Source organism: uncultured Stenotrophomonas sp. (genome assembly GCF_945952405.1).
GTDB lineage: Bacteria > Pseudomonadota > Gammaproteobacteria > Xanthomonadales > Xanthomonadaceae > Stenotrophomonas.
Window position 1 is genome coordinate 24,212 of the sequence record NZ_CAMFIA010000017.1, and the last position, 13,450, is coordinate 37,661.

Below are 13,450 nucleotides of genomic sequence, written 5' to 3' on the forward strand. Positions count from 1 at the left end.
CAGAAGCACTAGGTCCACTCTTCCGGCTTGGTGCCCAGCTTCTCCTCATCGCCGAACAGCATTGCGCGCATGAAATCGTCGGCGAACCACTTTCGCACGAACTTCTCCATCGCTTCGCGCGGATCCAGCTCTTCCTCGCCGTCTTCCACCGGCAGCTCCATGTCCTGGCGGGGGGCCAGTTCCTTCAGACGCTGCAGCAGGTCACGCGGCGTGCTGCTGTCCTGCGTCGAGGCGTACTGGCCTGCGGTATGGGAATCGAGTCGATCAACGGGGTGCATATACAGGCTCCTTGTGGCCGGAAGGGTGCGTGGCGGCAGTGCGCGTACGCGGAGTAAAGCCATCTACATAGGCATGCGCGCGCCGGCGCGCTTCCTCTTCAAGTGCGGCTACGTCGAGCTCGCGGTCCAGTGTGGCCAGCATTGGCCCGACCGGATCCAGTTCCAGCACGCGTGAACCGGCTTTCAGCAACGCATGTGGACCGTCGGTGCTGCGCAGCTGGACGGCATCCCCGCCGGGCAGCGCCTGCAGCCGCGCCTGCACCGCTTGGCGCAGCGGCAGGTCCGGCTCGGGCAGGAACAACAGGATCGGATCGGGACCGGCCAACTGTTGCGCGCAGCGCTGTACGATCAGCTCGGCGTGCACGCCTTCAGCCTGCAGGCTGCGGGTCAGCACCTCGCACAGCTGCTGCCGCAGGCTGTCGCGCAGGCTGTGCACGTCGGCCAGCAAGGCCGCCAGATGCGGCACCACCTCGGCAATGGCGTCGGCGTAGCCATGGGTGTAGCCGGTCAGCCGGGCGTCCTTCCTGGCCTGGGCGACCTGCCCCGGCAATGGCGCCATCATCGCGGCCGCGCGACGGCGGGCGTAATGCTCCAGCTGCCGAGCGTGAGCGGCCTGGCCCAGCGCGCTGGGTGGAATCACTCCATCGACGGCGAAACGCAACGCCTGCTCAGGAAACTTTTTCAGCATGATGCAGTGCACTCCACAGCAGGTCTGGATCGGCGGCGTCGCTCACCGCGGGCAGCGGCAGGCCGGAAAAGTGCAACGGCAGGCGTGCATACAACCACGCCGGCAACTGCGCGCAGCAGGCCAGCACGCCAACGCTGCCCCAGGCCATCAGCTGATCCGTGGTAGCCACGTCCTGCGCGGGCCGCGGCGCACTGGCTTCGGTGTGGCCCAGCCGCATGAAGGCATGCACCGCCACCGGCAAGGCCGCGCTGGCACGCTCGCTGAGCACCCAGCGGCGCAGGCGCGCCGCCGCCATCAGCAACGCCACCTGCGGCAGCTGCGACCACTGCCGCACCAGTTGCCGCGCCAACGGGTCGCGAGGCAGCTCCAGCCGCTCCGGCAACGCCAGCATCCGCTGCTGGAGCAGCTGCGCGTTGAGCCAGCGCTGCTGCGCCGGTTGCAGACCCGCATAGGCGGCACGCCAGGGACGGTAGTAGCTTGCCGGCGCACACGCGATACGCAGCAGATCATGTTCCTGCACGCCAGCGCCTCCGGGCCTTGTCCGGCAGCCGCGCGGCCAGCCCACGCAGGCCCGTGTTCAGTGCCGAGCCGCCGCGGGCCATGCCCACCACCACCGCCAGCCCGAGCAGCAGCACGCCGCTGCCCAGCGCGATGCGGCCCCACGGCAGCGCCGCACCCTCATCGGCGGTCACCGTCATCACCCGCGGCCCGTCTACCGGGGTCAGGATCACCGATACGTTGTCGTAGTCGATGCCATCGAAGGTGTTGCGCAGGAAGCGCTTGATCGACTGCAGCAGGGATTCGGTGTCGGCGCCCGGCGCATGGCCGATCACCGCGGCGACATGCATCCGGCGCCCGTCGGGCCGGCGACCCTCGCCACCGAGGTTGGCGTCGTAGTTCAGGTGGACGCGGGTGGAGCGCACGCCCTCTACCTGCAGCAGGGATTCCTCCAGGCGTTGTTCCACCGCCGAGATCAGGCGCGCGCGCTCGGCCAGCGGCGTGCTCACCAGCGCATCGGCGGGGAACGCCTCGGCCACGCGGCTGCGCGGCGACGAGGGCAGCGCATGGCGCTGCATCAGTTCGATCGCCTCGGCCAGATCGCGGGCGCCCACGTCAACCACGTACAGGCCCTTGCCCACGCCGCGCTTGTCGGCATCGATATTGTTGTGCAGCAGCACCGACACCACTTCGTTGGCCTGGCGTTCGTCCAGGTTTTCCAGCAGCGCCTTGTCGGCGCAGCCGGCTGACAGCAGCACGGCACCCAGCAGGGCCCCGCGCAGGGACACCGGTGCTTTCATGACTTCAACAATGTCTCAACGGTCTTGGTGGCGTGGTTGGCCAGACCGGCGGCCACCACCATGCGCTTGGAGTAATCGGCCAGCGCGGTCTGCAGCGCGAACAGCTGCACCGGGTTATTGGCGACCGCCGGATCGTTGCTTGCGCCCTGGATCATCGCCAGGTCGTGACCGGAACGGATGTAGCTGTCGGCCAGCGCCTGGCTCATGCGATCGGACAGCGCGGTGGTGCCGGCACCGTCGGTAGGAACAACAGTGGCGGCAATGGATGAAACCTGCACGGCGTACCTCGTCTATGAACTCAATGAGGCGGGCCAGCGCGAGGCTGGCACCGCCCGGGCATCAGCCCAGGTTGCGGGCGTTCTGCTTCTGCATGTCCGACAGGCTCTTGGCCGAGTTGGACTGCAAGGAGCGGAAGGTCGTGTATTCCGACAGCGCGGTCTGGTAGTTCGCCAGCAGCTGCGGGTTGGTCGGGTCACCCGGCGTGGTGCCGTCACCGGCCAGATCCTTGAAGGTCTTGTCCAGGTGGTCCTTCAGCGACTCCACACCCTTGTCGAACTTTCTGCTGTGGTCGGTCAGCCAACCATTCCACGGACCCGGGGCCTGCGGACCACCGTCCCAGCCTTTGCCAATCATTGATGTACTCCTGCTCGTTGTGATTGAAGGTGATTCCAGGTCCAGCACTCAGTGCTGGCCTGCATTGGAAAACTCCCAGCGTCCCTCGCCTACCGAGAGCAGCTGATCCTGGGAGTACTGGTAGGAACGCCCCTTGAGCAGGTCGTCCCACAGGCGCACCCGGATACGGATGCGGCGTTCGCCCCATTGCCGGGCGAACGCATCGCGGTAGCGCGACATTGCATGCAGCGCGGCGTCGTCGAGGAAGACATCGTTGACCACACTGGCGCGGCCGCTGCCCGGATCGACCCGGGTGCTGATGCCGCGCGCGCGCAGTTCGGCACGCGCAGTGGCAATCAGCGCCGCGTCGGTCACGGTCAACACGTCTACCTGTTCGGCATAGGGCGCGTTGGCCTTCAGAAGTTCTGCCGCACGCGAGATGCGTGCAGGATCGGAAGCGCCTTCACTCATGATCACCGCCTCCGGGCGTTGCGGATGCTGCATACGCACGATGGCATGGGCAATGCCGGCCGCGTCCAGCATCTGGCCCAGACGCTGCGCCTCATCATCACGGCGCAGATGGACATCGTCGGTGCGGCCGGAACGGCGGCTGGCGCGCTGGCCCCAGGCCACCGACTCGCTGCTGTCGGAGAAGGCGTAGAGGGTACTGTCGGCCCCATCTGCGCGGGTCACCACCCGATACGCATACGGGGCGGTGGCGAGCACGGCTCTCAGCTCGCGTGCCTGCGCCGCCGGGCGATCGCTCTCGTACAGCCACCAGCCGCCGAGCGCCATCAGCGACAGCACCAGCAGCACGAGCATGGCGCGCATGCCCGGCATCCGGCGTGGGGCGGCCGAAGCCGCAGGCAGGGTTGCAGGCAAATCGTCATGCTGCAGCCGGCCTGGCAGACGATGGTCCAGCACGGCATCGCTCCAAGCCTCATGCCGGTCGCGTACCGCCAGATCCAGCCCGGCCACCTGCATCACGGCATTGAGCAGCAGCACCTGCTCGGCCCACTGCCCATGTTCGCGCAGATGCAGCGCCTGCGGGGTACCGCTGTCCGAGCAGCGCACGCGGAAGGTCGCCTCGCTGCTGTCGTCCGGAATATAGAAGACATTGTCGGCCCGGCTCAGCGCGGCGCCCGCACCACTGTCACCCAGCTCACGCGCGCGCCCGACCAGGAACAGGGTGTCACCGGGTTCCAGTGTGAACTCGACACCGTCCAGCATTCCGGACAGGAGCTTCAATTTGCTATGTGCGGTCGCCGACATCACCTGCGCCAAGCCTGCTTGATGGATTAGCGTGCGAGCTTGGCGGTTGCTGCCCGGCGCAACCATGCAAATTATTGTATTTGCACAGCCCCCTTTGCGGAGCCGAGCCTATGCTCGGCTGCATTCCGCTCGATCTGCCGAGCATGGGCTCGGCTCTACTTGTGGCTTGCCGAGCGTGGGCTCGGCACTACAGGAAGGTGTCGCGTTGGGTGTGGCCGTAACGCTCGATCACGCGCTGGATGTACTGGCGGGTCTCCGCGTACGGCGGAACACGGCGGCCATGGCGGCGCACCGCGCCTTCACCGGCGTTGTAGCCGGCCAGCACCAGCGGCAGCTCACCCTCGAAGTGCTGGTCCAGCCAGACCAGATAGGCGGCGCCGGCACGCAGGTTCTGCAATGGATCAAACAGATCGTGCACGCCAAAGCGCCGCCCGGTGGCCGGAATCACCTGCATCAGCCCCAGCGCGCCCGCGCGCGAGGTCGCTTGCGGGTTGTAGTTCGACTCGACCTGCACGATGGCATGCAGCAGGGCCGCATCGATGGCGAACTCAGCGGCAACCTGGTCCACCAACGCCTGCATGCGCGCCCGCTGCGGCGACACCTGCACTGATGTCGCAGCAGTGGCTGTCGCAGGCGGGACCGCGGGACGCACATGCGGCGCACGGGCCGGCCGATGCGGCCGATGCAGGTCAACGCCGGCGGCGCCGACGGGTACCGAAGCCGTCACCTGCAGCCGCCCATGTGCATCCAACGAGGCGTGCACCCGCGCACTGGCAGCGGGGATGAGCGCCAGCAGCAACGCCCCCCCCAGCAGCAGCCGCAACGCGGTCACTGCCCCGCCCGTGCCTGCAGCATCACCGCATGCAGTTCGGCCACGGTGGTGTGGTTGTGCACCGTACCGGGCTCGGGCAGTGCGCCATACATCGTCTCGGCATCCGCCAGCACTGCATACAGCTCCAGCGAATCCATCTGCAGATCCTCATGCAGACGGTCGTCCTCATCCACCATCACCAGCGAGAGTTCCAGGTGCCGGGCAATCAGGCGGCGCAGATCGTCAACCGTAGGCGTGGTGCTGTTCATGACTGCACCGAAACGCCGCTGCCCTGCGAGCGGAGCGAACCCTCACGGGCCAGCTGCTTCTTCTGCTCGGCCCGGGCATCGGCGTCTGCCCCCAGGCTCAGGCGCTGCGAACGTTCACTGCCACGACGCGTGTGGCGCGCATGACCAAGCTCTTCGCGAGCACTGAACTGGAACGTCGCCGCCGGCGCGGCCGGCTGTGCAGCCAGACCCCACTCGTACAGCCAGCGCTTTTCCTGCGGGTACAGAAGGAGGTTCGCATAGTCATCCAGCTCCTGCGCGTGGCGCTGCGCCGCGCCCCGCACGGTGTTTGCCAGCCGCCCGATCTGGGCTTCCCGGTTGCCATCGGGTGATGGCGGCAGCGCGGAGGCGGCGGCGCGCTGGCGCACCAGCGCCTCGACATCAGCCCCCTCGGGAAGCGTGAGAACCCTCGGGCGCGCGTTCTCTTCCTCGATCCTCGCCAGGAACGCCTGCAGTTCCTCCTGCACGGCATCTTCTGCTTCGGCCGGCCAGAGCTGCGCGATCACCGCATCACGTTGAGCAGCGCTCAACCCATAGCGCGGACCGGCCAGCTTCTGGAAGCGCTCTCTTCCGAGGCTCATTGCCTCGTGCAGCAGCTGCTCTTGACTGTCGTCATCGTCAGAGTGCGAAGCCCGCGATCCGGAATCATGCGCGGGCGCATTTCGCGGGGCCGCAGAGCCATCCCCCAGACCACCGCCCGCCCGCAGCTGCGACGCTTCATCGTCATCGCTGCCTGAGAACAATGATCCGGTATCACTACCCGATACGCTGTCCGAGAGTGACGACTCGTCCTCGCTGCTGTCGCTTACTACCGTAGCGCCTGCCGCATGGCGCGCCACCAGTGGCGACGCCGCCAGCTCCGCAACGAACTGCTCGGTCAACGTGGGCATGCGCGGTCCCAGGGTGCGGATGCGACTGTCATCAACCGGTGCCCCGCGCACCTGGCTGGGGCTGGGGAACTCACCTGCCGGCAGCGAAGAGAACGATTGCTTCAGGGCGCTGGCCAGGGTCGCGTCCGGCGCCGGGTGCAACGCGGCCTCGCGCTGGCGGCGCTGAGCTTCGGTGGATTGTCGCAGCGCCTGTCCCGGCAGCAGGTCGATCGAGCTCAGACTGTCCGAACGTCGCAGTTCGCGGCGATCGGGATTGCTTCCTTGCTGTGTCGGAATCACATCGCCGGTGGTCACCACGCGGCGCATCGGCAACGGCACGCCCATCCGCGGCGACTGCCGGTTCCACGCTTCGCTACGTTCGGCGGCGGTCACCGCCGCCGGTGCCGCCACGCCCTGGCGCAACTCTTCGATGGCCGATTCGAGCGTGGCATGCGGTGCACCCGGGCCCACCAGGCGGGCCACCCGGCCGTGCAGTGCCAGCATCTGCCCGGGCGTGGGCAACTCGCCCACAGGCAGCTGTGCGAACGAGTGCTTCAGTTCGGCCACCACCGCCTCGGCCGGCGAGTCCGGTGACTGCCAGTGACGGGCGGAGCTGGGCGCAGTGCTGCCCAGCTGCGAAGGAGCAACGCTCGGCGTGCCGGTCACGCCCTGCTGCGGCTCGACCGGCGCGCCCTCGCGCGCCCACCAGCCGTCCAGCGCCACACGCAGCTGTGCCAGCACCTCGTCCATCGCGCGCGGCGGCGGCGGTGCAGGCAGGGCCAGCGGCGACGGAGCGGCGGCGGGCTTCTGTGCCATCGCCGGCATCGTTTCGGCCAGGCGCACCATCACCGTGGTCATCAGCGACGTGGGCATGAGCGCCTTTGCGGGCGTGGGTGCAGCCATCGTCGTGGCCGCACCCGCGCCGCGCGGCTTGGCCAGCTCGGCCTTGATCGTTTCCACCCGCTGGCGAAGGTCGCGCTGGACCTGTGCCCGGTTGCTGCGGGCGCGTCCCTGACGCGCCCGCTCCAACTGGGCACGCAGGCGGGCGTTTTCAGCCTGCAAGCCACGGATCTGGCGCCCACTGCGCTCACCCAGGTTGAAGGCCCTTTCCAGCTGCCTGCCAAAGTCACCCAGATTGTGGTTGTTGTTCACGGTGACATTCCCACCAGTGATGTTGCCACCCACCAGCTTCTGGTTGCCGTTGTTGCCCACCACCTGGTTGCCAATGCCGCCGATGCCGCCCGGCCCGGCCTGGATGGGCGGTTCAGCGGCTTCGTCTGCGGGAGCCTCCGCGACCTTCTTTCCGTCGGCGGGCAGCACATATTCCGGCATCGTCAGCAGCAGCATCACCGCCGCGCGGAAGTCGGCCGCGCCACCGCTGGCAATGCAGAGGTTGATCTTGTCATCAATCTGGCTGACCATCGGCGAGTACAGCATCTTCATCAGATCGGCCCCGGTGGCGTCCTTCAGCAGCGCCACGTCGCCCGGGCGGCGTTCGGCCACGGCGGCATTCATCGAACGCGACATCAGGTCACCCAGACCACGGAACAGGACCTCGTCCCCGACCACCCTGCGGCAGGTACGCAGCACCTTGTCACTGTGTGCGATGGCCCTTCGCAGGTCGTTTTCCTTGGCGCCGCCGCTGGTGGTGCAGCCGGATACCGACTTGTCGCCTTCCCGTCCGCCCTTGCCGATCCGCGCCGCCTTCTGGCCGATCTCGATGATCTCTGCGGCAATGAAGCCGCGTTGCACCAGCAGATCCTCGTTGTTCGGATCATTCGCCAGCGCCTCGGTCAGGCTGGCATGGATCGCGCCGAGCACGGTCAGCTGGTGGTTCACCACGATGCCAAATGGCGGTACGTCGCCCCCCACCAGATGCGCAACGGCGTCTTCCAGTAGGCCTGCCTCGGCAGTGCTGGGTGCGGCCTTCGCCGCATCGATAAGCACCCGCGCCGCTGTTGAGACCGCGTCGGAGTACACCATGCACTCGTAACGGCCGTTCACGCGGCCCAGGTTGCAGGGTGCCAGCGGTTCCTCAAACTTCTTTGCTTCAGGAGTAGACGCAGCACCGTCCTCGCTCACTGCATCGCCATCCTGCTTTTGGGCCTGCTTTTGGGCGTTCTGCACGTTTCTCAGCTTCATGCTGGTCAGCGTACCCTCCAGGGCGGTGCTGGAAACCACGCGCGGATGAACGGTTGGATTGAAGGCAACAGCATTTTGGGTCACGGGCCACTCCTGTGAGGGACTAAGACAAGAACAGGTTACGCAGGCCGCACGACCGCGCTTTCAGAATTCAATCAAGATGGCGCAGCAGGGGTTTTCCCGCGCCATGTTCGAGGAACGCCGAGCGTTCCCCCGGAACATCCAGAATCGCCTTGATCAGCGGACCCAGCACCTTGATCGCCGGGTCAAACGGCTCCTGGTACTTCATCGCGTACTGCAGCCTCTCTGCCCCGCGGATGATCGGCACCAGTTCGACCCGCAGGGTCCAGTACGCCTTCCCCTGTGCCGGGCTCCAGGCCAGCTGGGCCATCGGCATCAACATGGGAACCTCTCCCATCACTCTGGCCAATCGCAGCATGCCATCCTTCAGCAGCGCCCCATACTCTGCGCGCAGTGCTGCATACGACTCCCGGCCCGGGCAAATCTCGATGTACCAATCCAGCGCGACCAGTTCAAGCAGCAGGTCACGCAACGGTCTGCCGTACGCCATCGGGCTATCGGGGTCGAGCCGGGCAATCGAAACGCGAATCGCCATCTCGGCCAAGGGGTCATGGTCATAGTTGCGCTGGCTCAGCACGTCGGTCAGACGGTCCTTGATCCGGATGCGCCACTGGGTCTCCTCCCAGTCGTTGGGGCGGTTCGGTACGGCGGGTCCGCCGCGGCCCGAAGCCGCAGGCTGGTTGCTCACCCCCTTCAGCTGCGCCTGGAACTGCTGTTCCTCGTAGTAGGTCCAGTTCGCGCCCACCATCGGCTGCCCCATCGCGTTGTAGACTGGCCCTATGCGCCCGGACATATCACGCGCTCCCGTGTTGTTCGATGCTGGCTACAGCCCATCACAGCACCGTGCAGCCAGGCAGGCAGCGATCGGTCACCTCCATGGACTTTTGGTCCTCGCCGTCAAGCCCCCCTTCCCGCCACAGCTTTGCCTCCAGCCGCGCCGGTACCGAGGCGTGCCCACGGTATCTACGGCTGTCGCACAGCGACGACAGGTACATGGAGGTGATCCGCAGCACCTTGTTGGCATGCGCAAGCCCAGCCTGCAGCCGCCCCAGCGGGCGAAGCCAGTCGGCGGCGGGATACGGACCGTCAATGCGCCCGTGGAAGGACTCGATGCCGGCGTACGTCCCGGCCCGGTCTTGATACATGTTGTGGAAGGTGACCTCCTCATCGCTGGCGGTACCCATCAGCACCGCCAGCTGCACCAGCGCCGTGTGCAGCGCGCGCAGACAGCGTGCCAGGCCCGTATCGCGGGATGCTCGAGCAGCCTGGCCCTCACTTGCCGGTGACGATCAGATAGCCGAAGCACGAGGGTCAGATATCCCGCTGGAGGATCGGGGCGGACCGGATCACTCAGCCGATCCATGAAGCCGAGCAACGCCTCGGACGCACTGAAAGACCCCACCTCGAACAGACTGTCAACATCGGCATGGATGCCACTGGCTGGCGCCGGCTGCTGTGCCTCGATCAGCTGCATTCGTGCAATCGCCGCCGCAAGATGGGAGGCAATGTGGTGAAAGCGGTACCCCAAGCCGTAGTCGATCTCACGCCGGTTCACACCATGCAACATCTTGTGCATTGGATCCCGTTTCTGGGCGGGCAGCAACGCCAGCGCCCGCTTCTCGATCGCTTTCGGCAACCGATCACCGTTGAAGATGGTCTTCATCTGCGACGCGAACTCAGGCGTTGCCGCATACAGACGGTCAGTGACGGGCGACAGCGAAGCGAAGCGGGCCTGCGAGGACGCCGCCGATTGCGCAGAGGAAGCGGAATCGACCGAGCTGGAGTACGAAGCGGATGTCGGCGTCAACAAGCGATCTCTCCTGCGCGTCTGGGTGGGTGTCCGATGCGAAACGCACAGCGGTCACGGCAGGCAAGTGTGGCCAGAGAATCCCGACAGCACACTGCAAAAAGTTGTAAACGTGTGAACGCCTGCAGATTCCTGTAGCACCAAGTCGATGCTCGGCTCACGTACAGCGCGGCGACGGTCTCCTGATCGAACATCGAACGGCGACAGAACATGGCCTTGGCGTCGGGCGTCCCCTGTAGAGCCGAGCCCATGCTCGGCTTCGGACGGATCTGAGCCGAGCATAGGCTCGGCTCCACATAAGCAGGCCATACGGGGAACGATGAGCGTTTTCTGAAAGCGGCTCTGGCGCCTTCCCTATCTACTACCGCGTACAGGGGAAGTTGCATCCCACACATTCGACACAGGTAGTACCCATGAACCTTCATTTAGGCCACGTCTATCGCGCCGGCAGTGCGCTCTGCCGTTCCGGCATCAAGGGCGTACTCAACCTGACCGGGGGCCGCACCGCGTCTGCCGTGGCGCATCGCCGCCTCTCCGAGACCCAGGGTGCACTGGGCAATCTGCTGGCACTGGCGAACCGGATGCACCTGGCGCCCTCGACCCTGCCGGCCGGGACCAGCCGAAAGTCACTGCTGGACGGTGCCGCGATGCATCTGCGCTCATTGAGCAACATCGACGCCGTTCACCGCACGCAGGGGCGTTCCGCAGAGCAGGCGAACCGGCTGGCCGCCCAGCTCTGCAATGCCCGCTACATCGCCCGCGATGTGATCCAGCTGATGCAGGGGCTGGATGAGAGCCGCGACCTGGCGGCGACGTCGTTGCAGACGCGCCGCGATAGCCTACCTGGCTCGCCCACGCCCTCTGACATGAAGCATCACGGCATGAACCGCTGGAACTCGGCGCCGATTGCGACGGTGGTGAAGCCGCGGTTTGATTGGGTGGTGAAGCAGTAAGCGCTCGATCTTCCTGTAGAGCCGAGCATGGGCTCGGCTCTACAGAGGAGCATCCACGCGTGGCGTGGATCTACTGCTCCCTTTGTGATGCAGCCGAGCATGGGCTCGGCTCTACAGAGGGGCATCCACGCGTGGCGTGGATCTACTGCTCCACAGGAGGCTGTCACCTTCCGAAGTGGACGTTCCATTTGCTTGGCGAGCGAGGTGTGGACTCGCGCTGCTGCAATGCGGCCAGCTTGCGTTCGTACTCGGCCTTGCTCAGCTCGGTTTGCACCCGATCCTCGGCAAGGCCCTCACGCTCGGCCACCAGCGTCGCCTGCGCCTCTCGCAGATCCTTCTGGTCGAGCCGTGCGGTCAGCACTGCACCATGCAGGGCGTGTTCCTGCTGTGCGGCGGCGTTGAGCACATTCTCCAGCTGGCTCTTCAGAGCGAGGATGTCACGCTCGACCTGATCGACACGTTCCACGCCCTCGGCCAGGGTGACCGCATCGGCTTCCAGTCGCAGCAGCAGGGCGACGGCCTGCTGCTGTTGGCGGTCCAGCAGTTCTTCATTGCGCCGGTTCAGCACTTCGGCTTCGCGTAGGAGTGCCTCGCGTCGCTCGACCAGAGCCTCGCGCTCGTGCAGGTTCTGCTGCAGCAGCGCAAGCGCGGGCTGGTGGGCAACGCGGGTGGCCAGCATGCAAGTCAGGTCGGCGTTGCTCTGGTTGCGCAGCTGCCGCGCCTCGATCTCGATATCGAGTGCGGCCTGGCGGTAGTGCTCCCGCGATGCCGGCGCCGTACGGGACAGACCCGGACCGTTGCTCACCTCCTGCGGCAGGAAGCCGCCCCCCTCCTGATGAGGGGCTGCGTCGCTGCCCTCGACTGCGGATGCAGTGCGGGCGCTAGCGGTCGCGTTCGATGCGACGGGCTGCAGGGCCGTCATGACGAAGCGTCCTCGGCCCTCTTGTTGAAGAGGTCGAGCATCCCGTTCAGTGCCTTCAACCCGGCCTCCGCGCGCACCTGCTCGCCGAACAGCTTGCTCGCCTGCCTCACCGCGCTCTTCACCCTCGGGTGTTCCAGCGGCAGGCCATTCTCAAGCAACACATCCACCTTGCACTCGGCATAGATAGCACTGTGGCGCTTCGCTTCAACCACCCATGTCTGATCGCGTATGCCCTGCTGAAGGCTGAGTTGCATGTTCTTGATCTTGAGCAGCTCCAACGTCGGTTCGGGCGCAGTGGTCGGGGCGGTCTCGCGCCGGATACTCGGATCGATGGGCGCGGCCGGTGGCAGTCCTTTCGGGGCATTGATCGACATGATTGACTCCTGGCGTAGGCAGGAACGGGGAGGCTGTCCCCGTCCTGCGGGTGAAGAACTTACAGCGCGCGCACGAAGCCCATATCGGCTTCGGTGATCTTGTCGATGGTGGCGCTGAGGATCTTGACGACGTTGTCGAACTTCTGGGTCATCTCACCCAGCTTTTCACCCAGCACCTTGCTGGCGTTCTTGATCTGTTCCAGGCTGCTGTCCTTGTTGGACACCCAGGCGTTGTACTTGGCGGCGTCCATGTGACCATTGCCAAGATTGCTCAGTGACTCGACCGCACTCACGTCCATGTAGACACCGATGCTGCCATCCGCCTGCTTCTCCGCCGTCAGACCTGGCAGACCGATCGAGGCGATGAAGGCCTCGGCCTCTTCCATTGTCTTGAAGCTGGCCAATGGATTCTCGCCACCCTTGCCGTCCTTATCAGGCGGACCATACTCTTCGAGCAGCTCTTTCAGCCTCGTTCTGGCCGCTTCGAAGCCCACATTGACATCGCCTTTGTCATTGGCGGCGCCCACCGTGACCAGTTCCATGGCGGCAGTGAGTTCCTTGTAGAACTCCAGGTAGGTGGCCATGGCGTCCTGGTACTTGCTGAGCCACTCGGCCTGCAGCAGGCCCAGCAGCTCGCCGATCTGCTTGTAGAAATCCGAATGCGAGTTCCAGACCAGGCCGCTGGCATCCATGTCGGCCGGGTTCGGCGGTGCTTCGCCGGGAACCGGCATCAGCGCCGGCTGGTCGGCCAGGCGCTGCAGGCCGTGCTGCGCCTCGGCCAGCGAGCGCGCGGCAACCGCATGACGGTGCGCCAGCTCGCCTTCGCCCAGTGCCCCGGGTGACGGCTGGCCACGTTCGGCGGTCTGGGCAAACTGCTGCGCCTGCTGCCCAGCGCGGTTGAACACCGGCTGCAGCGAACGCAGGCGGGCCAGCAGCGCGGCATCCACGATGGGCTGCTCGTCGCTGATGGCGTCCGGCTGCAGTGCCGGCGGTGGCAGCGGCATGCGCGTCTGCGGCGACGCGATGGTGGTGATGGCCTCGGCCATGGGATTCTCC

The 13,450-nt window shown here is 66.1% G+C and carries 17 protein-coding genes; 1 reads left to right on the top strand and 16 read right to left on the bottom strand.

What is annotated here, in order from left to right:
• Positions 1 to 8: 8 nt before the first annotated feature.
• The 13 genes from Q0P60_RS15855 to Q0P60_RS15915 form a co-directional block, all read right to left on the bottom strand.
• A complete protein-coding gene (locus Q0P60_RS15855) occupies positions 9 to 278 on the bottom strand; it encodes a hypothetical protein (RefSeq protein WP_294995578.1) in 270 nt (89 codons plus the stop codon).
• Positions 265 to 966, bottom strand: a complete 702-nt coding sequence (locus tag Q0P60_RS15860; RefSeq protein WP_294995581.1) for a hypothetical protein — start codon at positions 964 to 966, stop codon at positions 265 to 267. The genes Q0P60_RS15855 and Q0P60_RS15860 overlap by 14 nt, the downstream gene beginning before the upstream one ends.
• Positions 947 to 1,486, bottom strand: a complete 540-nt coding sequence (locus tag Q0P60_RS15865; RefSeq protein WP_294995583.1) for a hypothetical protein — start codon at positions 1,484 to 1,486, stop codon at positions 947 to 949. Before Q0P60_RS15865 ends, Q0P60_RS15860 begins: the two co-directional genes overlap by 20 nt.
• Positions 1,473 to 2,252 carry a type III secretion inner membrane ring lipoprotein SctJ gene (sctJ, locus tag Q0P60_RS15870; protein ID WP_294995586.1) on the bottom strand — a complete coding sequence of 260 codons (780 nt, stop codon included), beginning with the start codon at positions 2,250 to 2,252 and terminating at the stop codon, positions 1,473 to 1,475. The genes Q0P60_RS15865 and sctJ overlap by 14 nt, the downstream gene beginning before the upstream one ends.
• Positions 2,253 to 2,260: 8 nt before the next feature.
• The gene (sctI, locus tag Q0P60_RS15875; RefSeq protein ID WP_294995589.1) at positions 2,261 to 2,542 is read right to left on the bottom strand and encodes a type III secretion system inner rod subunit SctI; all 282 of its coding nucleotides are present in this window, start codon (positions 2,540 to 2,542) and stop codon (positions 2,261 to 2,263) included.
• Between the two features lie 61 nt (positions 2,543 to 2,603).
• A complete protein-coding gene (locus Q0P60_RS15880) occupies positions 2,604 to 2,897 on the bottom strand; it encodes an EscF/YscF/HrpA family type III secretion system needle major subunit (protein ID WP_294995593.1) in 294 nt (97 codons plus the stop codon).
• Positions 2,898 to 2,945: 48 nt separating this feature from the next.
• A complete protein-coding gene (locus tag Q0P60_RS15885) occupies positions 2,946 to 4,124 on the bottom strand; it encodes a PrgH/EprH family type III secretion apparatus protein (protein WP_294995596.1) in 1,179 nt (392 codons plus the stop codon).
• A gap of 211 nt (positions 4,125 to 4,335) precedes the next feature.
• Positions 4,336 to 4,716 carry a lytic transglycosylase domain-containing protein gene (locus Q0P60_RS15890; RefSeq protein ID WP_294995599.1) on the bottom strand — a complete coding sequence of 127 codons (381 nt, stop codon included), beginning with the start codon at positions 4,714 to 4,716 and terminating at the stop codon, positions 4,336 to 4,338.
• A 260-nt stretch (positions 4,717 to 4,976) separates the two neighbouring features.
• Entirely contained in the window at positions 4,977 to 5,228 is a 252-nt protein-coding gene (locus Q0P60_RS15895) for a phosphopantetheine-binding protein (protein WP_294995602.1), read from the bottom strand.
• The gene (locus Q0P60_RS15900) at positions 5,225 to 8,341 is read right to left on the bottom strand and encodes a hypothetical protein (protein WP_294995604.1); all 3,117 of its coding nucleotides are present in this window, start codon (positions 8,339 to 8,341) and stop codon (positions 5,225 to 5,227) included. Before Q0P60_RS15900 ends, Q0P60_RS15895 begins: the two co-directional genes overlap by 4 nt.
• Positions 8,342 to 8,408: 67 nt before the next feature.
• On the bottom strand, positions 8,409 to 9,131 hold the full coding sequence (locus Q0P60_RS15905; protein WP_294995606.1) for a hypothetical protein: 723 nt from the start codon (positions 9,129 to 9,131) through the stop codon (positions 8,409 to 8,411).
• 40 nt (positions 9,132 to 9,171) lie between these two features.
• A complete protein-coding gene (locus tag Q0P60_RS15910) occupies positions 9,172 to 9,522 on the bottom strand; it encodes a hypothetical protein (RefSeq protein ID WP_294995609.1) in 351 nt (116 codons plus the stop codon).
• Positions 9,522 to 10,148, bottom strand: coding sequence for a hypothetical protein (locus Q0P60_RS15915; protein WP_294995612.1), 627 nt, complete (start codon positions 10,146 to 10,148; stop codon positions 9,522 to 9,524). The genes Q0P60_RS15910 and Q0P60_RS15915 overlap by 1 nt, the downstream gene beginning before the upstream one ends.
• A 410-nt stretch (positions 10,149 to 10,558) precedes the next feature.
• Between Q0P60_RS15915 and Q0P60_RS15920 the strand changes: the two genes are divergently transcribed.
• Positions 10,559 to 11,098 (top strand): hypothetical protein, encoded by a 540-nt coding sequence (locus Q0P60_RS15920; RefSeq protein ID WP_294995615.1) that lies wholly within the window; start codon positions 10,559 to 10,561, stop codon positions 11,096 to 11,098.
• Between the two features lie 163 nt (positions 11,099 to 11,261).
• Here Q0P60_RS15920 and Q0P60_RS15925 read toward each other — a convergent pair whose 3' ends face one another.
• The 3 genes from Q0P60_RS15925 to Q0P60_RS15935 all read right to left on the bottom strand — a co-directional run bounded on the left by Q0P60_RS15925 (position 11,262) and on the right by Q0P60_RS15935 (position 13,440).
• The gene (locus tag Q0P60_RS15925) at positions 11,262 to 11,903 is read right to left on the bottom strand and encodes a hypothetical protein (RefSeq protein ID WP_294995618.1); all 642 of its coding nucleotides are present in this window, start codon (positions 11,901 to 11,903) and stop codon (positions 11,262 to 11,264) included.
• Positions 11,904 to 12,016: 113 nt separating this feature from the next.
• Positions 12,017 to 12,394, bottom strand: a complete 378-nt coding sequence (locus Q0P60_RS15930) for a hypothetical protein (RefSeq protein WP_294995621.1) — start codon at positions 12,392 to 12,394, stop codon at positions 12,017 to 12,019.
• A 59-nt stretch (positions 12,395 to 12,453) separates the two neighbouring features.
• On the bottom strand, positions 12,454 to 13,440 hold the full coding sequence (locus tag Q0P60_RS15935) for an IpaD/SipD/SspD family type III secretion system needle tip protein (protein ID WP_294995624.1): 987 nt from the start codon (positions 13,438 to 13,440) through the stop codon (positions 12,454 to 12,456).
• Between the last annotated feature and the right edge of the window lie 10 nt (positions 13,441 to 13,450).